Raw genomic sequence first — 21,842 nt, forward strand, 5'->3', positions numbered from 1 at the left:
TACGCCCGATGATTTCTACTTTTCGTTCTTGCGTGTAACGTGTTCCATTTTGTTTTGTCATATCGATCGACCTCCGTGTAATTTACTTAATCATATCACGTTAGCCTCGTACGACTTCTATCCTAACAGAGGGGGGTTTCGACAATCAATCATTAGTTCCTTCTTATTGAACTAACCTGCCCCTTTAGTTCAAATAAAAAAAAGGCTTTACTCCTTCTTGAAGTAAAGTACCCGTTAGCCTTCCAAAGCGCAAAATCAGCGCTTTACCACAGAGAATGAAAATGGTGAAAAACCGTCTATACTGATTCTACGGCTGGGAGAAGATGGTCGATGAACTATGGTGCCATAGAGCCCTTGTGTTAGTCTGACTCCAACAACCACGGTGCATCACAGACTGTCGCTCCCTTACTGAAGCACTAATGGAAGATTAATCCTACTCTGGTTATTGCACCAGCCTTGCCTTTATTCTAACAAGAATGGAGCTGATTCCTGATTTACCTTTTAACTCCATATCATCATTCTGAGAGCTCAGCCTTTTTTTAAAAAAACTTTTACTGAGTCTCTTTTGTTATGCAATTTTATAGATTTTGAGCATTTTTAAATTTTCATGGGAGTTTAAGTACATTCCTTCACAATTTCACCTAAATAGTAATTATAGTCATAGATTATTAATCGTCGAGAAATGTATTCGATATTGTTTGGGCATATCTTGATTCCCAACGTGTTCCAAATCTAAATCTCTATCAAAGAAGGAATACCAAGAAACCAGAATAGGTATTGCCCATATAAGCACTATATATATAACTTGAATTAGACTCATTCCATCACCTTTTCTGTCCACCCGATTGTTGAACACAAGTTAAACAACACACTTAAACTAACCTACTGCGATAGTTAAAACACACCCTATGTCTATAATTCTATTAAATTAGCAATAATCCTTTTAATATTTCTATTTTAGGGGGAATAGAATTGTTACTATCAAAAGCATGGGCTTCGTTTGAGGCTGATAAGCGAATAGAGGGCTTTTCGCCACAAACATTGAAGGCCTACCGTTTACAGTCTTTACTACTAATTGATTATTTTAAGGATGTAGAGATAGAGTTACTGGATACAAATCAACTGAAAGACTATCTCGCTATATCCGACAAGCATTTAAAACCAGCCAGTCTCGCACATGGTATCTGCTTTATGAAATCATTTTTTCGTTGGTCCCATGAAGAAGGCTACCTGAGTAATAATCCAACTTCCAAAATTAAAGAACCCAAAGTAGGGAAGCGGATACCCAAGTATTTAACCGAACGAGAGATTGAACATCTTCGTGAATCCTGTCATTCCCCAATGGAAAAAGCGATTTTTGAATTCATGTTTTCTACCGGTTGTCGAATCGGAGAAGTAGTCGCGTTAGAAAAGAACCATATTAATTGGTCCAATCAATCTGCGATTGTTAGAGGATAAGGCGACAAGGAAAGGGAGGTTTATTTTAATACACGTTGCGACATATGGCTTAAACGCTACATAGAAAGCCGTAATGATCATAACTCTGCTATTTTTGTAACAGCCAGACAGCCACACAAAATGAGTGTCGCCCAAATGCGATACATCATCAAGCGTATTTCCAATCGTAGTGTAAGTATATCTTTTCACATTAAATCTAAATCAAACTCAAACTTAAAACCTGCAAGTTTAGCTTATCAAATACGTTTCATGAAGTCCTTTTTCGTCGGGCACATGAAACTGGACATATTTTAAAGACTAAGCCGATATTATACGTTATAGAAGATTAGCTTGTCGTTACATTAACAGAGCCTTTCTAATTAAAAATGAAAGGAAAAGTAAAAGTAACGAAAGCCGCCCAAAGTCCGTAGACTGGCAAATACTTAGTAACCGCATCTTGGATGGGTGACGGTCCGGTCTTGTTTTGTAGAAAAAGCATATAGGAGACCATAATCCAAATAAGATTTCCCCAGATAAGTATGTTTACACCTAAAACAGCAAGTCTGTTTGGTGTAATCCCATAAGAAGAAAGTCTGAACACTATTGCTGACAATGCCACACTGTCAATGATAAGAGCAAGAACAATTAGGGCAAAATTTATATAATCAGAAATGTTCTTTTTCTCGTCTGTGCCGCTTTCGGTAATTGAAAATATGGTAACGGCCAAGACACCCAGGAGTATTCCGTTAAATGCTATCAGGAAATTTCTGTCCAAGAATGGATTTTTTCCGACCCAAATAACCGTTATAAGATAGACCAACAAAGTGGACAGGACAAGAGGACTAAAAATTTTAGCTATATATGGTGTAATATTCTTAGCAAGTTTAAGATTCATTGACACCAGGTAGGTAGCCACAATAGCGAGAGCGGCAGCACCAAATAACACAACATTTCTAAAATAGAAGTCTTTTATATCCAAATCGACAAAGCTAAATAACTGCATAGTTAATGCTGCTAACAGCATTCCGCTAATGGCCATGCTAGCGTAGAGTATGCAAAGTTCCAAATTGAATTTAAGATAGGCTAATCTTGTACTGCCTTTTGAATATTCATTTCCTGTAAATGCAAGCCCTACCAATACCCATAAGAATATGGGAAGGTGTAAATAAGCAAGGATAATACTGTCTTTATAATTTAATGGCAGCATATTAAGATAAAACCCGGAAATTAGGAACAACGCTGCAAGGGAATAAATAACACTTTTTTTCGGAGTATTATTGTAAACAAAATAGGCAGCAATAAAGGGAATTATACCAAAAGCCAGGTTAATTGGAGCAATTGCTTCCTGTTCGACAAAATGGAAAATGATCCTGGTGCTTATCCCCGCCAGAATGGCTAAAATGCCCATGAATAAGAAACCTTTTTGAAGCAAGAAAGATTTTTCTGTATTCGCCGTCTCCTTGAAATGCAATCTTTCATACCAAACACCAAGAACCTGAGAATCAGGATTTTGTTCCCATGCGTGTGAGAACGACTTTTTAAAAGCTTTCGGGTCACTTCTATACATTCTCTCCAGCTCATGAGGGTTAGCAATATTTTCAATAATCAAATCGTTGATGTCCATAGTTATACCTCCCCTAGTAATTGTTATATTAAGTTTCCTCTACAATGTTTAACTGTCTTCGTCACTTTTGTATTCTAAAATATCTCCAGGCTGACATTCTAAAGCCTTACAAATTGCCTCTAAAGTGGATAATCGAATCGCTTTTGCCTTTCCATTTTTCAATATAGAAATGTTCGCCATTGTTATTCCAACCTTCTCCGAAAGTTCTGTTACGCTCATTTTCCTTTTTGCTAACATCACATCAATATTGATTATAATTGCCATTGTTATTCACCTCAAACCGTTAAATCATTTTCTAATTTGAAATTAATTGCTTCTTGTAAAAGTTTTTGGAGAACAGCCGCAAAGACTGCGATAACCATCGAAGCAAAAGGAACAACCAATCCGACAAAGATAAATCCTGGTGCGTCGTCTACTTCCGCAAAGGTATAGAAGAGCGGCCAAACTAGCACATGCAAAATACTGATTGTGATAGCACAGTATTTGATTTTCTTTAAAGCTTTTACAGATAAATCGGAGAAAGCTTTATTTTTGTCAATATAGCGTAAGAGTTTGAAAGCCTGATACAAAGCAAAGTAAAAAGGTATCGCAGATGCATCAAACGCGATGAAAACGAGATATTTTATTAAAACAAACTCTGGAAGCAATTTTGCTGCAAGATTCGCCATCTCAGGCACCAAGAAGATGCACAGAGCAAGAACTGGGATTCCTAAAAGAATAACAGCTATTTTTAAAAACAACGTTGTTACTTTTTCCATAAAAAGCACCTCACTTATTTATTCTTATTTTTATTTTAATATACACATTATCGATTTACAATAAATTTTTATTAAATTGGATAACATTTTTATCGCGCTTTTTTGTTTTAAGCAAAAATAAAAAGCATTCTTCATTCAAAGAAATGCTCTATAACTTTAAACCATTAAATTTATAACTTGTACAACTTATTCCCCCTCACTCCCTCTATCTTACACATAAAAAACAATACCCTTGTTCAACTAAACTGCTGCTTTAGTTTAATAAGAAAAAAAGGCTTTACTCCTTCTTGAAGTAAAGCACCATCAACTCTTATTGTTATCATCTCTTCTTTTATAACTTTCAAGCACATCTTCAACCGTTAAACTTTCTTTTACTCTTTCCCCTTGTTCTTTTTCAAGTAATTTGCCAATAGCTGAATTGTTAATTCCTTTTGTAACTGCTGCCTGAATCACATAATATAATATAAGAAATCCAATAATCATAAACCCAATACTTATATATCCTTCCATAACTAACAATACCCTCCCAAATAAATATTTTTAGCTCGACTCTAACAAATCTTCAGCTTTTCTTGAATACGTTTGAAACGAATTGAGGTTCCATTTTCAATTAAATTTCCCATTTGAAATTATCAAAAATCCATTTTGCTTGTGTTGAAGTTATTATGACTGTTCTACATGCCGGCGGTAAGTTTGGCGGCGGCGGTTATAAAGTATCCGGGGGACTTCATGGTGTTGGTGCTTCGGTTGTAAATGCCCTTTCTGAGTTTACAGAAGTATATACTTCACTGTTAGTATTTCTCGATCTTTATTTTTATTTTTATTTTTATTTTTTCTTCGCTAATTGTTACTGTTTCTGTTTCAGAAACATTTGGATCTACGTCAAGATTTTGGTCACAAAAAAATTAAGTTTTTGTTCTGTGCAACAACCATTCATGAAGTGTTCCACATCCCAATTAGTTTATCAAAGTGAAAAGAGCCTTTGACAAACTAATTGAAACGTGGAGAAATAGAATCATGGATGTTACACCTGAAAAATGTGAAGGGGAATGCTTTTAAATCTCCATACTTATCCCGTTGCTCGGCATATTTTTTCGAATTCATTTGGTGTTAAATATCCAATGCTGCTATGGATCCGTTTGCGATTATACCAGCCTTCTATGTATTGAAATAAGGCCATTCTCACACTCTCAAAGCTTTCGTAATGTGTTTGATAGACTTCTTCTTTTTTGAGTGTTGCCTGAAACGATTCAATACAGGCATTGTCATAAGGACATCCTTTTCTACTGAATGATGGAACCATTTCGTATTTCTTTAGGCGTTCTTGGAACGCTTCACTTGTATATTGGGTACCTAAGTCTGTATGTACTATGAGTCCAGGATCAGGACTTTGGCCCTGTACGGCATTCTCTAATGCCTCCAGAACAATTTCTGTTGCCATCTTACGGGAGAACTTATGACCTACCACTTTTTTAGTGTGTAAATCTAGCACGGAGGCTAGATAGCACCAACCATGACGAAGTGTATGGATGTACGTAATATCGGCCACCCATTTCTCATTGATAGTTGTTGTTGTAAAATCTTGTGCTAGTACATTTTCACGTTCTACTACTGGTTCTTGTGTCGGTGTCGGACGGAACTTTTTTGTGGTGTTGGATTGAATGCCTGCTCTTTTCATAATGCGTTGAATTCGTTTGATCGTGCCTGTGTAGCCTTCTTGTTTGAGTACTTCAAAAATTTTGGGCGCACCATAACGCCCTTTGCTTTCTTGGTAGATGACACGAATTCTTTGAAGTAGCTGTTCATTGGCGACGTGATAGCTGTTTGGCTGCTTATGAAAAGATTGATAATATGTACTTTTAGGCATCTCTAAAACACGACACATCAGCTGTACTGGATGATGTTCGCTTTCCTTTGTAATATGGTCGATCAATTCTTCGTTATCTATTTTCGCGCGAATATGGTCATAGCCTTTTTTAAGATTTCAAGCTCCTGTTTTAATCGAAGATTTTCCTTTTGGATGGCTTCAACTTCCGCCACAGTTAATTCTTGTGTTCCTTCTATTGGTGAGTGTTGCTTAATCCATTTATAAATTGTCACTTCTGAAATACCATATTTGCTAGATAATTGACTGAACGGTGTACCTGAGCGATAAAGCTCAACTACTGTTTGTTTAAATTCTGAATTATATCGTTTTTGACTCATTGTTCGGACATCCTCTCGTTAGTTCAATATTAGTGACTTAACCAGATTGTGTCCATACATCTATACTACATTCACCTAAAGAGAATGAAGGTCATTACGTTCTTTCATGGTGTATGTTCCTTCAGGCGTTGCTCTCTATCTCCCTGCAACTGTATTCTCCTAGTCCTCTAGTTCTCTTTCCTACACTATAAATGCAAAGTATAAAATGAATAATAAACAAAGCACATACATAATTGGATGCACTTCTTTAGAACGCTTTTGTGCGACTAAACAAATTGGATAAAGAACAAAACCTAAACCAATCCCGATGACTACACTAGAAGTTAGAGGCATCATAATAATTGTTAAAAATGACGGAATCACAATTTCTAACTTAGTCCAGTTGATGCTACGGATTTCCATGGCCATTAGTGCACCTACAATAATTAATGCAGCTGATGTCACTTCCACTGAAATTACGTTAACAAGTGGTGAGAAGAATAAAGCAACGACAAAACAAGCTGCAATAACGACAGATGTAAAGCCTGTTTTTCCTCCTACAGCAATACCAGCAGAAGATTCAACACTTGTAGCAGGCGTTGATGTACCTAAAACAGCGCCAATTACACCCGCAGCCGAATCGGCAAGTAAGCCTTTACCGATATTCGGAATCCTATTGTCTTTCATCATGCCTGCTTGACTCGTTAGTCCAATTAATGCACCCGCTGTATCAAAGAAGGCTACAATTAAGAACGTAAAAATAACTGTCAGGATTTCTGGTGTGAAAATCTCATCTAAATGACCAAACACAACACCAAATGTCGGTTCAATACTCGGGATACTGCCAACAATCGATGCAGGCACATCGATTAATCCGAAAATCATACCAACAATCGTTGTAATAACCATTCCGTAGAAAATACCACCATTAATACCACGTACTAACATAATAATCGTAATAATAAGACCTAGAACAGCTAGTAGTGTCATCGGTGACGTTAAATCCCCAATCGACACAAATGTATCTGGATTACCGACCACAATGCCACCATTTTTTAACCCGACAAATGTGATAAAGAATCCAATACCCGAAGCGATCGCATATTTTAAATCGATTGGAATGATATTAATAATCTTCTCTCTGATTTTAAATAAACTTAATAGCATAAAAATAATGCCGGCAACAAAAACACCCGTTAAAGTGATTTGCCAATCAATGCCCATTCCAATACATACTGAGAAAGTAAAGAATGAGTTTAATCCCATACTCGGTGCAATAGCGATTGGGAAGTTCGCAAGTAAGCCCATCAGCAGTGTTCCGATAATTGCAGTAAGCGCAGTTGCAGTGAATACAGCCCCGTGATCCATTCCAGATTGACTTAGGATAATTGGATTGACGATTAAAATATAGGCGATCGATAAAAAGGTCGTAATCCCTGCGAGTGTTTCCGTTTTATAGGAAGTACCCCGTTCTGCAAATTGAAAAAAGTTTTTCATGTTGTAATCTCCTATTTGCTAAATTAAAGATTGAACGGGAATGATTCTAACTGTCATTTTAGAAATAATTCATTTATTTTCCTAGAATATAAAAAAAGCTTTGGCCACTAGTTGGCCAAAGCTTTTCTACAAAATGGAATAAAAATATATCATTAATTTCCCATTCCTTGTAGTCAGCTATTATCGGTAGCTGGTAGAAACTTTCAAGCCGTCTTCTTGAATTTATACAAGGTATATCTTTTCTTTTAAAAACAATAGGAGAATGATATCAAGTTTAATTTAAATCGTCAATAGTATAAATTGGAATACTTTTTTGTTTTATTAATATTACAATATTCAAAAAGAGCAAAAAGTTGAGAAGATACTAGGTTCATAAAAAAAATCAGTGAAACAGCTCGGCATAAAAGCTGGAAAAATCTACATTACTGCCCAGGAATCTGGTTATAACATGAGTGCTTTAACAACGGTAAGTTAGTTAAAACAAAAATAATTTCTTAACTAAAAGTGCGGTAGCAAAATACTAAGATTTTGCTAAATTCCAGCACTTAGGTTCTCTCCATGCAAAATATAAAGGCTTTTTCCTGCTAACTAATTTCGAATACTCATAAAAAAATTCATACGCTGTTTGGATATTAAATTTATTTAATTTTAAAATTGGAACTTCAATCTCGATATGTTTTGTTGCCTCACCATTTTCAGTCACTTCAAACATAGTAGTTTCAGTCTTATAACCATCTACTTTCTCAAAAAAATCATTAATCAGATAACCAATAAAAATAATATAACTGTAAATAAGTTCTTTAAATTTTTCTATTAAGCTATCTCTATTTTTCTTTTTATATACATCAGTAAATTCTGTAGATACAATAACTTCAATTACAGTGTTTTCAAAGTCAAATAAGAGTTCTATTACATCGCTGATATCTGAGATTTCATAACGAATCTATTAATCAGGTTTGCTTTTTAATTCAATTCATGGGAATCATTAAATCTTTGTTGCACGTCCTTTAATAAATTTTATGAAATTACTTCACATATCAATAATGATATATATACATAAAGTGTAAGTAGGCACATTAATGTGCCATAGTATAAAAAAAATACTTAAATTTGTACCATTAATAATTTTTATACCAAAAAGAGCCTATATGGGCTCTTTTGGTTTAAAAGGCATTATTTATTACAAACTAGCTGTTGCTCCACCATCAAGAATGAATTCTGAGCCAGTAGAAAAACTTGAATCATTAGATGCAAGGAATAAGACAAGTTTAGATACTTCTTCAGATTCCCCAAGTCTTTTTAACGGAGTTTTTTCGATAAGACTTTTAATTGCGTCTTCAGTTCCCGGGACATCAAGCATTGGAGTACGAATTGTTCCCGGATGGACTGAATTAACTCGAATACCATGTTTTGCAAAATCAAGGGCTGCAGCTTTAGTCATACCAGTGACAGCAAATTTAGAAGCCGAGTAAGCTATTGCTCCTTGTTGACTAAACAAACCACCAACAGAAGAGATGTTAATAATTGAACCTTCTTTTGTTTTACTCATAGACGGAAATACAGTCTTCATACCTAAGAATACGCTTACCTGATTAATATTAATAACTCTTCTATAGCTTTCTTCAGACATTTCTTGAGTTGGTTCGAAATAATTGATACCAGCATTGTTTACCAGTATATTAATAGATCCAAAAGTCGATTCTGTTTCATTAACTACGTTTTGCCAGTCGGATTCATTGGAAACATCGTGTTTAATAAATTTTGCATTTTCACCAAGTTCACTAGCTAATGCTTCTCCCGCTTCGCTATTAACATCCGTGATAACTACCTTAGCTCCCTCATTTAATAATGTCTGAGCATGAGCAGCCCCTTGACCACGTGCTCCCCCTGTTATAATTGCAACTTTACCATCTAATTTACCCATTCTGAATTTCTCCTCTCAAATTTAAATTCATATTCACTTATGTACAACATCTATTGTGAAAACTTAATATCTTCCATTAAATATAATTAAAAAGTCTCAAAATGGAGATATTATTTTTTCTAAACATTTCATTCATTCTTTCATTATTTAACTTTCAATTTTTCTTATAAGATTCAGTAATTGTTTCTTTTCATCTGTGGAAAGTTTTTGAAAATAATCTGTTTGAAATTCCTCCAGAACAGGAGTTAACTGTTCATAGATTTTCAATCCTTCCTCTGTAAGAGAAATATGATTCGTTTTCCAATCCTTTTCTTTTTTTACTAGATTTATTTGTTCTAGCTTTTTAAGAAGTTGTGTGATATTACCTTTTGTAACCAGTAACTTATCTGCCAGATCTTGTTGTGATAATTGTCCTGATTCAGCAATTCGACTGATTATGTCCATTTGAGCATTTGTAAGATTCCAACCCTTCAATAGCTGCGTTGTACCGGTTGTATTCTTTTTGTGTACTCTTACCAAACTGAACCAAAGTGAAGTGCTATATTTTGTATCCGTGCTAGTTTCCCTATTAAAAGGCTTATCAAACAATATTTACCCTCCTTTTAGTAATTTTTAGTGAACGATTCAGAAATTTTTATCACAATACATTTATGACCTAATATATGAGCCAAATCAATCCATATCAGTTTACAACTAAACTGAATTACAATTTAAGTTTATTTATAAACTGATAAAAAGTCAAGTATGTTCTGATAATGTTAAAAGTTTTCTCCAGAGCAAAAGGATAATCATATGGTTTATTCATTTTGTAATAAACTTGCACTCAGCAAACCATTGATATCATTGAGTTATACAAAACTAGTTAACAAAAAATTGCTAATAGGTACTAAAAAAAGGATCTTTGAAAGATCCTTTTTAAATATTTAATATAATAAACTAGAATAAATATGTATCAATTATTATTTAACAATAAGAACTTCGCTTTTTACTTTTTGGATAACATGATGGCTGACACTGCCCAGGAATACCTCTTTGAGTCCGCTTAGTCCCCGGCTTCCCATGATGATTAGATCTATATTGTTTTGTTCAGCAAATTCTTCAATTGTCTGTCCAGGATGTCCTTCTATTATAAGTTTCTGTCTTGTTTGGAATGGCTTTTAATTTTTCTTCTACTTCAAGCATGCTTTCCTTCGCTTTTTCAAGTTTCACATTACGCTCTAAAGGAAGAAGAGTAACTTCTGCTACTGTTAGTACATTTATTACTAACTTTTTATCTAGTTTTGCTAGCATTATTGCACGCTCCAATGCTTTCTTACTCATCTCTGAACCATCATATGCAACGACAGCTTTAGATATAGGTGATAACATAGTAAACACTCCTTTTATATGATTATTTACGTTAATAATGGACCCCCTTAGCAATAAGGTACTAAAGGGGCATTTAGAATTGATTTAGGTTCGTTATTTTATTGCTCAATTATTTTTTTTTTCAATTTCCCGTCTAACTACTGGCATTACTTTAGTTGCTAGTAATTCAATCGCACTTTCAACCTGGGAAACTGGCTGACAAATATCGAGTTGCATGATATAGCGATTATGTCCAAATAACTCATGTTGATAAAGTATCTTCTCAATGATTTCTTCAGGTCCTCCAACAGCAAGTGCATCTATTTTAGAAACAGCTGCTGCCAAGTGCTCTTTAGGAATATTTCTTCTCATCATCGTTCTAATATAATTAGAATAATATGGGTAAAATTCATTAACAGCTTGTTCTGCAGTCTTGCCAATATAGCCATGGCTTGTGATTGCAATTTTTAAATCCTCTTCTGCATGTCCTGCCGAAATTCCAGCTTGACGATAGGCTTCTACTAAAGGTTTTACATGAATAGGATTACCTCCTAAAATAGCGAGTGCCATTCCAAACCCAGCCTGTCCGGCCCGAACCGCACTTGCAGGGGTTCCCCCTACTCCTCTCCAAACAGGAATCTTATCTTGTTTTGGTCTAGGTGCAATCTCGCTATTATTTAGCGCCGAGCGAAACTTCCCTTGCCATGTAACACGTTCATTATTATTTAATTCTTGTAACAATTGTAACTTCTCTTCAAAAAGTTCATGATAATCATCTAAATTATAGCCAAAAAGAGGGAACGATTCGATAAATGCTCCTCTACCTGCCATTATTTCGGCACGCCCACCCGAAATTAAATCTAATGTCGAAAAGTCTTCAAATACTCTTACAGGATCTGCTGTGCCTAATACAGTAGTAGCACTTGCTAATTTAATATTTTTTGTTGCTTGTGCAATCGCTGCTAACACAACAGGTGTCGATGAAACCGCAAAATCCAAACGATGATGTTCTCCTAAACCAAAAATATCCAATCCAGCTTCATCCGCTACCTTTGCTGTCCCAATGACATTTTGTATACGCTCTTCTGCAGAAATAGTTTTTCCAGTAATAGGATCACGAATTAACTCTCCAAAAGTATAGATACCAAATTCAAACTTCTCTTGATTTGTCTTTCTCATAGGGTAATCCCCTTTCATTCATATAATTACTTTCCTTAAAATAAAATAGAGTCGAGCAAATATTGTCTAGCACCTGTTAGAGCTAGTAAGTGCTACAGCAGCTACAACTTTTGTTGCAAGACAGTATTCATATACATCTTTTCGTTCTCCTCCTTTAATAGAAGAAACGAAATTAGCGGGAGTCTGTGACCTTATTTTCCCTAGTCTACCGATTTTATTATGCTAAAAGACCTCGCGAGATCAGCAACCCTAATCTAAAACATCATTTTCAACGAACAAAAAGAAAGATACTACTTAATAAGATATTTCTAGCTATCTATGATTGCGATTAATTTATCCCAATTGTTGTTTTCTTTTTATGGTAGTGGCAACAGTCTGCACGACCATCATCGTTACATTAATTACAATCAGCCCCGCTATTGCAGCTGAGAAGCTATCCGTCGCATCGTGAATCCAGCCAAGAATAAGGGGGCCGGTTGCCCCAATCACATAGCCTACTGATTGGGTCATGGCAGACCAAGCAGCAGCTTCCTGAGGATTTTCGGTAGCGTCCAAAGGTAGTAGTATATTGAGAGAAAACAATCCGCCGGCGCCTAAACCAATAAAGAACGTTGCAATCAACGGTTCAAAGGAGCTCGCAAGCATCACAAGCCCGACCAGTTGCAACAGCGCTGAAACCGATAGCCAAAGGCGACGGGAAGGTAATTTGCGAAGCAAGATCGGCAGAACAAGGCTTACCGGAATCTGAACAACGACGAAAATCGTAAGTGCGCTTGCAGCGTAGGACTTACTATAGCCCATCCCTTGAATAATATCTGGCAACCAAGCTGTGAATGAATAGAATAGCATGGCCATTAAGCCGAACGTCAGTGTAAGAAGCCACGCTTTCTTATTTGTCCATGGCATTCTCGTCTTCGTGCCGGTGGAAGAGAGATGATCTTGCGGTCTAATATGCCGCATAACAAACAACCACCATAACAGCACTGCGATGAATGCGAGTACCCCCCATACCCCAAGAGCGCTCTGCCAAGAGTTCATACTATTCTGCATCGGCACGATCAAGCTCGAGCTTAGTGCTGCTCCCAGAGTAAGTGCAACCGTGTATATCGAAATCATCGAAGGCACATGCTTAGGAAAGTGGCGCTTGATAAATCCGGGAAGAAGCGGTCCTACAAATGCAATCCCTATACCCGCTATAAAAGCAGTAATTAACAAAAATGAGGTTGACTCCGTGAAGAACCTAAGAATAGTACCGACTCCGATAACAAGCAGCGACCATCCTAATACCCGCTCAATCCCCCATTTTCCGCTGAACTTTACGGCTACAGGAGCGAAAAGTCCCATGCAAAGAACCGGAATCGAGGTTAGCAAACTCGCTACGGAGGCGTTCATTCCTAAGTCGTTTCTAATCGTTTCGAGCAATGGTGCGATTGAGTTAATGGAAGGACGCAAGTTTAATGATGCAATAAATAAAGCTATTATCATTAGAATATATTTTGTTTTCATAAAAATTTCATAATCTCCTTAATACTGTTATTATAAATTTTGATTTAAAATTTACCATTTCGATAATCACTATAAGCCTGTTTAATCTCTTGCTCGGTGTTCATGACGAATGGGCCTCTTGCTACGACAGGCTCGTGAATCGGCTCGCCAGCATACAACATGACACGCATACTGCTTCGTGCTTCAATCTTTATTTCGCTCTGCTCAGCAGTTCCCGCAGATCCCATCCATAAAACCTGTCCTTGCTTCCCTATGATGCTATCGGACCCAAAGGATCCTTCACCTTCCAAAATATACAAAAACCCATTGTAGGATCCTGGAAGATCAAACTTGAAAGCTGCGCCTGGCTCCATATTGATTTCAGCCATCGTAATAGGAGCAATATTTACTGTATCTGTGGCCGTATCGCCGAGTGACCCGGAAAATAGACGGATTTCAGCCCCGTTCTCATGAATGACAGGCATATCGGCCTTCCGCAAATCTTGGTACCTGGAGGGTGACATCTTCTGTCCCGAAGGAATGTTCACCCACAATTGAAGAAGGTTTACTGTCTCGCCCTTTGCCGCATCCTCGAGGTGTTCAACGCCTCTACCCGCAGTCATCCATTGCGCGTCGCCTGCATGAAGCACACCTGTTCCATGCTTGCTATCATAATGGTTAAGGTTTCCATCAATCAAAAAAGTAACCGTCTCCATTCCACGATGAGGATGGATGCCAAACACTCCGCTGCGCATATGGTCATGTGCCATAAGCAGAAACGGATCATGCTCTTCCCAATGACCGGGTTCAACTATCATTGCCATTGTATGAATGTCGCTATTTCGTTGAAAATGAGGGGTGCGGACATTTTTTATGCCTCGACTAAATACATCTAGATTGGTCATCATAATCTTCCTTTCGTAAATTATTTATTAACTAACTAATAAAGCTGTTAGGCGGTGTCGATTCATTATGCAACGAATCGAATGATTTATGAAGTAGGCACAATATTGATACCGGGTTTCTTCAAAGTAACTTTGGGGTTAGCAAGCTTCTGGAGGCTGGAGGCTCTTTACACATTGAGTCGAATCGTATTAATATTGAAACTAGGCTACAACAGGTTAGTCAACAGACTGGAGGATCAAAAAATGGATGAAAAACCGGATAATTGTAAAGTCGCGACAACGTTGGATATGATTGTAGGCAAGTGGAAAATCGCGATCATGCTCCATTTGCTTCATAACGGGACGATGAGGTTTAATGAATTACAAAAAGTAATGCCCAGCGTTACTAAAAAAGTGCTCACCTCCCACTTGAGAGAGTTGGAGGAAGAGGGAATAATTCTGCGGGTACCTTACCCTCAGGTCCCTCCGAAGGTTGAATATTCGATGACCAAATACGGGGAGTCGCTCCAAATGATTCTTGATTTGATGCATGACTGGGGAGTGTCTCATTTGGCACAAAAGCAACGGCAGCAATCGCGACAACTCTTCGAGATTGACAAAGGTTAACATTTGTCACTTACTTTTAATACAGGAGGGGCTGCATTGAGCAGCCCCTCCGCCACGTGTTTTGGCAGGAGTGTGCAGAGGTTTATTCGGTCATAACAATCTCGATTAGCCTTCACATTTTTTATTCTATATTATAAAAAAAGGGTTGGAGCATAAAACAGAATTTCTTCTGCAATATGCTCCAACCTCTTTCAATTAACTTATGCCAGAGAACATTTAATCTTCATTGCAGAAGAATCGAAATTATCTCACACTTGTTATTTCTTAATCAAATCAACAAATGTGTCGATGACTGATTGAAGGAATTGAACAGTTCCTTCATTATTAATTTTTCCATTTTCATCTAATAAACTAGCTGAATTGGAGATATAAGCTTCGGGATGTTGTACCACAGGCATATTTACTGCCGATAGTATTTGGCGTAAATGGTGATTAGCGCCAAATCCACCCAAATTTCCTGGAGATTGACTAATAATAGCTGCTGGTTTGCCGTTCCATACATTATCCGTCTTAGGACGAGAACCAATATCCAGTGCATTGCTTATTACTGCAGGTACTGAGCGGTTATATTCAGGCGTTACAAATAAAACAGCATCAATATCCTTCATGATGTTACGAAAAGCAGTGTATTCTTCTCGCACATTGTTTTCATTGTCATCATCTTGATTATAGAAAGGTAAATTTCCGATTTCGATTAATTCACCTTCATATCCTTCAGGGAATAAAGCTGCAACATTAGTCGCAATTTTTTTAGAAAAAGACTCTTTTCGGAGACTACCAACCAAAATACCGATTTTTATCATTTTAATTCATCCTTTCACTACATATTGTTTTGTAATTAAGCCCTTATTAATGTTAACAAATACCAATTATTGGACCTTTTTTTATTTTCTGAAATTAAATGATGTATAATCATTTAATACTTGAACTCAATTTATATTTTGCTAACTTTTCATATAACACAGACCTGCTAATTCCTAACATTTTTGCTGCTTTTGTCTTATTTCCATTGGTTTTTATTAATACTTGTTTAATCATTTCCTGTTCTGTTAATTGACGAGCATCTTCAAGAAAGTTGTTCTCTTGTTCGGTAAAAGAAGTATTCAATTGAATCGTTTGTCCTGTCATTCCCCTGTGTATCTCGATTTCATATGGACTATTTTTTTGAATATAATAAGGTAAATCTTCTTTCTGAATGATCTGATTATCAGTCATGGTCATAGCACTTTCTATTACGTTTCCTAATTCTCTAATATTTCCTGGCCATCTATAATTAGTGAGAATTTCTTTTACAGCTGGAGTCACCCCGACAATACTCGTTCCCAGAAACTCGTTTAGTTCCCTCAAATACCTTTTCGTATGAACCAATATATCGTTTTTTCGTTCTCTTAGAGGAGGAATATCAATGGTTATCACATTTAAGCGATAATACAAGTCCTCTCGAAACTCACCATTTATAATCATTTCTTCTAAATTTCGATGCGTGGCTGCAATAATCCGAACATCTACATGAATTTGTTTCATCCCACCTACACGGTAAAACCCACCTTCTTGCAACACTCTTAATAATTTTGCTTGGAGAGAAGGAGCCATATCCCCAATTTCATCAAGGAATAAGGTTCCTCCATTTGCCAAGTCAAATTTACCAATTTTCCCACCCTTTTCTGCACCAGTAAAGGCACCAGTTTCATAACCAAAAAATTCTGACTCAAGCAGATGTTCTGGGATAGCTGCACAGTTTACCGAAACAAAAGGATAATCTTTTCGAGCGCTTGCATAGTGGCTAGCCTGTGCAAATAGTTCCTTACCGGTACCACTTTCTCCTCTTATGAGAATAGTTGAACGGCCATTAGCAGCTTTTAGTGCATGGCGAATGGTTTTTTTCATTCCTTTGTTTTCAGTAATAATTTTGTTAAACGTTATAAGGGATTCATTCTTTAATAGTTCATTTTTCCTCTTAATGTTATTTAAATTTTCAAAACGATTGATACTCTCAAGAATTTCATTCATTTTATTTGAAAAATCATAGTTCATCATATTTTCACGTGCTTTATTTATTCCATTATAAATAATCCTACTTATTGCACCTAAAACATGACCATCCTCTACAACAGGGATATTTTGGACAATACAAAGAACTCCATTACAATTGATTGCTCTACTAGGTTCAGCAACTTCAGTCTCGATTACTTTTTCTAATTTCAACATTGGGAGAACGTCTTGTACGGGAAAACCTAAAATTTCGTCATTTTCAAGCTGAAACAAATCTGGTATTTTATGATTAAAAGAAATGATTTCTCCTAATTCATTAACTATGATGATCCCATCTTGTAGTTGTTCATATATAATATCGACCGTTTTTTGCAAGCCTTTTATTAACTTTGTTTCTTTTATTTTTCCTAAAGCAAAATCATTCTGCAACAAATGATGGTCCTTAGGTACGGTCGATTTTGGCTCCAACTGTAATATTATACGCTCTTGCCCTGCATCATTTCGATGAATGAAATTTAACGAAGTAGAAAGCTGTGGCAATGAGGTACTTAAAAGTGACATATTCATTCTTGAATCATTCTTTTCTGGAAAATTAAAGATACTAGCATTGACTATTACTATAATTTCTTCTGTATTTATTTTAAAGGCACCTCGATAATTTAAATAGACTGCTTGTTCCAATTGGATGCTTGAACAATTTATCTTTGTTTTATAACTCATTAGGTCCTTCATCTTAATTAACCCTACTAGTTGTTTTTCATCATCTACCACGAAAAAAGAGCACACATTGTTGTCTAATACATCATTCTTAATATCATCATATTTGGTCTCGAATACAGTAGAGTTCTCAAATTTTGTTACATACTGCTTAATTTTCGTTTCAAGTGATATATTTTTTAAAAGTTCATTATAAAGTACTTCTCTGGTAAAAACACCAATTAATTGTTTATTATCGTCTATAACTGGCACCATTTCGCAACCGGTCTCATTTAAGAGTTTTATTGTGTTAAAGAAACTGTCTGACAACTTCAGAGAAGATTGTGTAATAATATTTTCTAAAATCTTTAAGCCCTCCCTCAAATAAAGAATACTACATGTAAAGATTATCCACCTTATTTTCGGAAAAATCTGTTTTCTAAATACTATAACACGAATTCATATTGTTTGAACTAATCTATATACCTTTTGCTTTATACTGAATCTCACTTCCTATTATAAATTTAAGATAGGAAGTGGTCTCAAAGTTCGGAGGTATCCATAAGGTTTTTCAACTCTTTTTAAATCTTTTAAACCATATAATATGTATGGATATCCAGACAAATATGGTAAAATATTGTTTTTTGAAAGAATGAAATTAATCCTGTGGCATAAGTACCAAAAGATTAATTTCATTTGAATATTATACCAGCATTTGGTGAAATTCTTCTACGATTACAACATTACATAACAATAAAGAACTATATAAAACCTGCAATTAACAATCTGTGAACATTGACTTTCCCGTACTATTTGAACCATTTTCTGATAGACAGCCAAATACCCCTTATTTAAATAGAAGCTTCTATACGGTTTACTTTCATGTACCAATCATGAGGTCAGCTTGTGCTTATACCAGCCAACGTATGATACTTTCCATTTACGTAAAGAAGAGGTTCCTTATCTTCAAGATGAATATTGGTTACTTTTCCAATAAACAAAATATGATCTCCTTCAACATGCTCCGTGGATACTTCGCAAACCACCTGTGCGCACGCACCTGCCAAAACTGGTTTGCCATCAAGACGATCAAAAACAACTTCACGAGGTTCCTTGATCTGTCCTGCAAAATACATCGATAGTTCTTGTTGATCTGCAGCCAAAATATTCACGGTAAAATTTTGGCTTTCCTTGATTTTATTTAGTATTGTTGCCTCTTCTCTAATTGAAATGACAACAAGCTTTGGATCAAGGGACACAGACATGAAGGCATTTGCCGTCATACCATGTATATCACCGTTATGTTCTACTGTAATCACTGTTACCCCTGTTGCAAAACTTCCCATTGCCGTTCGAAATTGACGATCATTCATCTTTATGAACCTCCCGAAAATATTTTTATTATAGTAAGAATATTAGAATTGCTCGCTTTGCTTTTCGAAATTCTCCATCACGCGCAGGACTCATCTTTATGAAATTCATCATTTAATAAATCTTACGTTTTTACGATTTGTGTCCAATCTGCAAATATAAACACATGATTTCTTTTTTAGTATGCTGCCCATTCACGAAGTTCAAGCCTTACAGCTCCCTCAATAACAAGTGGATCATTTTCTGCCAATTGTTTAGCTTCTTCAAAGCTTTCTGCAATATATATTACCATTCCACCAAGTCCATCTGTAAAAGGACCTTTTTTAAAAATTTTTTGGTTCACAGTTTGTTCTTCCAAATAGCCACGATGGTTTGCATGATACTCTTGCATTAATTCCTGCTTTTCGGTAATTAAAAATGCAGCAAAATACGCCATAATCCTTTTCCTCTTTTCTGATTATTGAGATAATTATTATTATACTTTTTTGTTATTTGTTTAATTTCTTTTCCAATTCGTCTAAGGGTTTAATTATTTATTGAGGCAATAATATCATCCCTCAATCAAAAAACTTTACAAGTTATACCAATGGTACATTCGGTCCTTGACCACAAAGTATACGGCCATATAACTCTAAATTTGTCGTTAGAGTCATCACCGCATGCACGTTACTAGCACGGATATCGGTGGCAATAAGATTTAATGGGTTATTTTCGCTAACCGCACTTCCTCCACCTGCTGTCATTAAAATTTCAATTGCTTCTTGACAAGTTCGTACAACTAGAGCGCAATCCATCCGTACACGAGCACGATTCTCAATTTCCATGTATTCCCCGCTTTTTGCCCAATTATCAATATCTTCAGCAGCACGATAAGCATGTAGCAATGCTGTATCAATTTTCATTGAAGCTTCTGCCACTTGAAGATGAGTAACGGGTGCTTCCGCTTGTTTATCATACGGTGTGTATGTGATTCGGCGGTTCGGAAGTTTTTCCATAAAATGCTCCATTGCCGCCTTTGCAAGTCCTAACGCAGGTCCAGTCATAATAATTGCAGATACCGGAATAAAAGCAGATCGGTATAAAGATTGATCACTTAAATGCTCGGATTTATAAATACCTTCAATGCCCTTACCAAGCGAAGAAATTCTTTCATCAGGCACAAAAATATTTTGTACGGTAACCGTGTTACTTCCCGTTCCTCTCATACTCACCGTAAACCAATCGTCTTTAATTTGAACCTCTGACTTTGGTATTAATGCAACTCCAGCAGGGTCTATTATTTCTCCCTTCTCATCTACTAATGGGATCCCAAGGAAAAAGTAATCTGCATGCCATGATCCGGAAGCAAACCCCCAAAGAGCGTCTTCAATTAGAAATCCACCTTCTACCCTTTTTACACTTGCCTTCCTTGGATCAAGTACTCCACAAACACGTGCTTTTTTCTCAGGCTCAAATAATACACGATGTACCTCTTCCGTAAACAGTACAGATGTAAACCAATTACACACATTAGTTAAAGTTAAGACCCATGAAGTAGAACCACAACCGCGACCTATTTCTGCAATCACATCGACATAATGTCGAAAATCTAATTGTTGTCCACCGTACTCTTTTGGAATGGTTAAGTGAAAAAGACCAGCTGCTTCCAATTCATCAATTGTTTCTTGAGAGATTCTCCTCGTCTGTTGTACTTCTTGCGACCGTTCACGTAATTTTGGAACAAGCTCCTTCGCTTTTTTCATCATGTTTTCGTATGCAACTGCGCTATCAACTGTACCAATAGTATCTACACTCATTGTTTAGCCTCCAATTATGTTTTTATCGTTCCTTCATTAATACCCTAGTAAAAGATATAATCTATTATTTAACTAAATCAAATCCAAAGGGAGTGCTCCATTTAGATAGCATTTCATCTGGATTCCATGCTTTTGGTCTTTGCGGATAATCTTCATGCCACGGTCTTGGTTCAATGTATCCCAATTCCATATTATAAGTATCAATACCGAAAGTTAATTCTACTAGGTTGCCATCTGGGTCATGGTGATACGATGAAATTGGATGCCCCGCTCCATGACGTGTTGGACCCCAAAGAATAGGGATGTTTTTCTTTGCTAAAAGATCATGTGCTCGTGCCATATGATTCCAATCCTCTAGTTCAAATGCAAGATGGTGCATTTTTTTATGATCCGATACTACGAAATTTAATACATGGAAATAAGAGTTACATGTCATGAATGTAATAACATTTTCAACCCAGTCCGTGATATGGAATCCCATAATATCTCGATAAAAACCTATTGCACGTTGTTGTTCTTCTAGTGGAAATTGAAATGAAACATGGTTAAAATTAAACGGAACAATTCCTGTTTGCTTAAATCCAACACCGCTATATTCCATCTCTTCATAAAGTTGTACCATATTACCAACTACATCGGTAAACTCCAAAAGTTCGGAAATACCCGGATGAACATTTGATTTTATTTCAGAAGTAATACCATGACGAGCTAATTGCTCTGCCGCTTCTTTTAATGATGAATCTTTACTTAATTGGAATCCCATTCTCATACAACCTGGATGATCAGAAGGAGTCAGGACAATATTATGATGGTCAATCGAACTGCTCAAGTAAGCGCTTCCATTACTTGCCTCTGTAATAACTGATAAACCCATGATGTCCTTATAGTAATTAATCATTGGTTCGGTATTTTTTACACCAAGTTGTACATAGCCAAGTTTTACAAGTTTCATTTTTCTATCCCCTTTTTTATAAAATTTATTAAAGTTAATAAAATCAATAGTTAAAAATAGAATTAAAATATTTTTAACTATTGTTTTAC

General features: G+C 36.1%; 21 protein-coding genes and 1 riboswitch. Of the genes, 2 read left to right on the forward strand and 19 right to left on the reverse strand.

All coding sequences use genetic code 11. The features are described 5' to 3' along the window. Window positions 1-972 precede the first annotated feature (972 nt). Complete coding sequence (locus ACIQYS_RS04535) at window positions 973-1,458, forward strand: tyrosine-type recombinase/integrase (RefSeq protein ID WP_402975599.1); 486 nt, start codon at window positions 973-975, stop codon at window positions 1,456-1,458. Between the two features lie 355 nt (window positions 1,459-1,813). Here the strand turns inward: ACIQYS_RS04535 and ACIQYS_RS04540 are convergent, their stop codons facing one another. The 13 genes from ACIQYS_RS04540 to ACIQYS_RS04600 form a co-directional block, all read right to left on the reverse strand. Continuing rightward, entirely contained in the window at window positions 1,814-3,061 is a 1,248-nt protein-coding gene (locus ACIQYS_RS04540; RefSeq protein ID WP_402975601.1) for a DUF4153 domain-containing protein, read from the reverse strand. A 48-nt stretch (window positions 3,062-3,109) separates the two neighbouring features. Further along, the gene (locus ACIQYS_RS04545; RefSeq protein WP_402975603.1) at window positions 3,110-3,325 is read right to left on the reverse strand and encodes a helix-turn-helix domain-containing protein; all 216 of its coding nucleotides are present in this window, start codon (window positions 3,323-3,325) and stop codon (window positions 3,110-3,112) included. A gap of 11 nt (window positions 3,326-3,336) precedes the next feature. Further along, complete coding sequence (locus ACIQYS_RS04550; RefSeq protein WP_402975605.1) at window positions 3,337-3,819, reverse strand: DUF2975 domain-containing protein; 483 nt, start codon at window positions 3,817-3,819, stop codon at window positions 3,337-3,339. Between the two features lie 303 nt (window positions 3,820-4,122). Further along, window positions 4,123-4,329: a hypothetical protein gene (locus tag ACIQYS_RS04555; protein ID WP_402975607.1), complete on the reverse strand. Its 207-nt coding sequence runs from the start codon at window positions 4,327-4,329 to the stop codon at window positions 4,123-4,125. Between the two features lie 559 nt (window positions 4,330-4,888). After that, a protein-coding gene (locus ACIQYS_RS04560; RefSeq protein WP_402975609.1) for an IS3 family transposase occupies window positions 4,889-6,024 on the reverse strand; the annotation gives its coding sequence in 2 pieces (ribosomal slippage) (window positions 4,889-5,790 and window positions 5,790-6,024; 1,137 coding nt in all). Between the two features lie 180 nt (window positions 6,025-6,204). Continuing rightward, entirely contained in the window at window positions 6,205-7,500 is a 1,296-nt protein-coding gene (locus ACIQYS_RS04565; protein ID WP_402975611.1) for an NCS2 family permease, read from the reverse strand. A gap of 150 nt (window positions 7,501-7,650) precedes the next feature. Beyond that, window positions 7,651-7,750: riboswitch (purine riboswitch) on the reverse strand. Window positions 7,751-8,680: 930 nt separating this feature from the next. After that, on the reverse strand, window positions 8,681-9,424 hold the full coding sequence (locus ACIQYS_RS04570; protein ID WP_402975612.1) for an SDR family NAD(P)-dependent oxidoreductase: 744 nt from the start codon (window positions 9,422-9,424) through the stop codon (window positions 8,681-8,683). Between the two features lie 147 nt (window positions 9,425-9,571). After that, window positions 9,572-10,012 carry a MarR family winged helix-turn-helix transcriptional regulator gene (locus ACIQYS_RS04575; RefSeq protein ID WP_402975613.1) on the reverse strand — a complete coding sequence of 147 codons (441 nt, stop codon included), beginning with the start codon at window positions 10,010-10,012 and terminating at the stop codon, window positions 9,572-9,574. 371 nt (window positions 10,013-10,383) lie between these two features. Continuing rightward, the gene (locus tag ACIQYS_RS04580; RefSeq protein WP_402976002.1) at window positions 10,384-10,554 is read right to left on the reverse strand and encodes a universal stress protein; all 171 of its coding nucleotides are present in this window, start codon (window positions 10,552-10,554) and stop codon (window positions 10,384-10,386) included. Next, window positions 10,523-10,792: a universal stress protein gene (locus ACIQYS_RS04585; protein WP_402975614.1), complete on the reverse strand. Its 270-nt coding sequence runs from the start codon at window positions 10,790-10,792 to the stop codon at window positions 10,523-10,525. The genes ACIQYS_RS04580 and ACIQYS_RS04585 overlap by 32 nt, the downstream gene beginning before the upstream one ends. 105 nt (window positions 10,793-10,897) lie before the next feature. Then, window positions 10,898-11,950 carry an LLM class flavin-dependent oxidoreductase gene (locus tag ACIQYS_RS04590; protein WP_402975615.1) on the reverse strand — a complete coding sequence of 351 codons (1,053 nt, stop codon included), beginning with the start codon at window positions 11,948-11,950 and terminating at the stop codon, window positions 10,898-10,900. Window positions 11,951-12,283: 333 nt separating this feature from the next. Continuing rightward, on the reverse strand, window positions 12,284-13,456 hold the full coding sequence (locus ACIQYS_RS04595) for an MFS transporter (RefSeq protein WP_402975616.1): 1,173 nt from the start codon (window positions 13,454-13,456) through the stop codon (window positions 12,284-12,286). Window positions 13,457-13,500: 44 nt separating this feature from the next. Then, window positions 13,501-14,340: a pirin family protein gene (locus ACIQYS_RS04600; RefSeq protein ID WP_402975618.1), complete on the reverse strand. Its 840-nt coding sequence runs from the start codon at window positions 14,338-14,340 to the stop codon at window positions 13,501-13,503. Between the two features lie 243 nt (window positions 14,341-14,583). Between ACIQYS_RS04600 and ACIQYS_RS04605 the strand changes: the two genes are divergently transcribed. Further along, the gene (locus ACIQYS_RS04605) at window positions 14,584-14,946 is read left to right on the forward strand and encodes a winged helix-turn-helix transcriptional regulator (RefSeq protein WP_402975620.1); all 363 of its coding nucleotides are present in this window, start codon (window positions 14,584-14,586) and stop codon (window positions 14,944-14,946) included. A gap of 257 nt (window positions 14,947-15,203) precedes the next feature. Here ACIQYS_RS04605 and ACIQYS_RS04610 read toward each other — a convergent pair whose 3' ends face one another. The 6 genes from ACIQYS_RS04610 to ACIQYS_RS04635 form a co-directional block, all read right to left on the reverse strand. Beyond that, the gene (locus ACIQYS_RS04610) at window positions 15,204-15,749 is read right to left on the reverse strand and encodes an NADPH-dependent FMN reductase (RefSeq protein WP_402975622.1); all 546 of its coding nucleotides are present in this window, start codon (window positions 15,747-15,749) and stop codon (window positions 15,204-15,206) included. 109 nt (window positions 15,750-15,858) lie between these two features. Continuing rightward, window positions 15,859-18,018 (reverse strand): sigma 54-interacting transcriptional regulator, encoded by a 2,160-nt coding sequence (locus ACIQYS_RS04615; protein ID WP_402975624.1) that lies wholly within the window; start codon window positions 18,016-18,018, stop codon window positions 15,859-15,861. Window positions 18,019-18,533: 515 nt separating this feature from the next. Continuing rightward, complete coding sequence (locus tag ACIQYS_RS04620; protein WP_402975626.1) at window positions 18,534-19,007, reverse strand: flavin reductase family protein; 474 nt, start codon at window positions 19,005-19,007, stop codon at window positions 18,534-18,536. A 176-nt stretch (window positions 19,008-19,183) separates the two neighbouring features. After that, the gene (locus ACIQYS_RS04625; RefSeq protein WP_402975628.1) at window positions 19,184-19,441 is read right to left on the reverse strand and encodes a YciI family protein; all 258 of its coding nucleotides are present in this window, start codon (window positions 19,439-19,441) and stop codon (window positions 19,184-19,186) included. 142 nt (window positions 19,442-19,583) lie between these two features. Beyond that, window positions 19,584-20,801 (reverse strand): acyl-CoA dehydrogenase family protein, encoded by a 1,218-nt coding sequence (locus ACIQYS_RS04630; RefSeq protein WP_402975630.1) that lies wholly within the window; start codon window positions 20,799-20,801, stop codon window positions 19,584-19,586. A 64-nt stretch (window positions 20,802-20,865) separates the two neighbouring features. Further along, window positions 20,866-21,753: a VOC family protein gene (locus tag ACIQYS_RS04635; protein ID WP_402975632.1), complete on the reverse strand. Its 888-nt coding sequence runs from the start codon at window positions 21,751-21,753 to the stop codon at window positions 20,866-20,868. Window positions 21,754-21,842: the final 89 nt, after the last annotated feature.

This window comes from Psychrobacillus sp. NPDC096426, assembly GCF_044762745.1.
Taxonomy (GTDB): Bacteria; Bacillota; Bacilli; order Bacillales_A; family Planococcaceae; genus Psychrobacillus.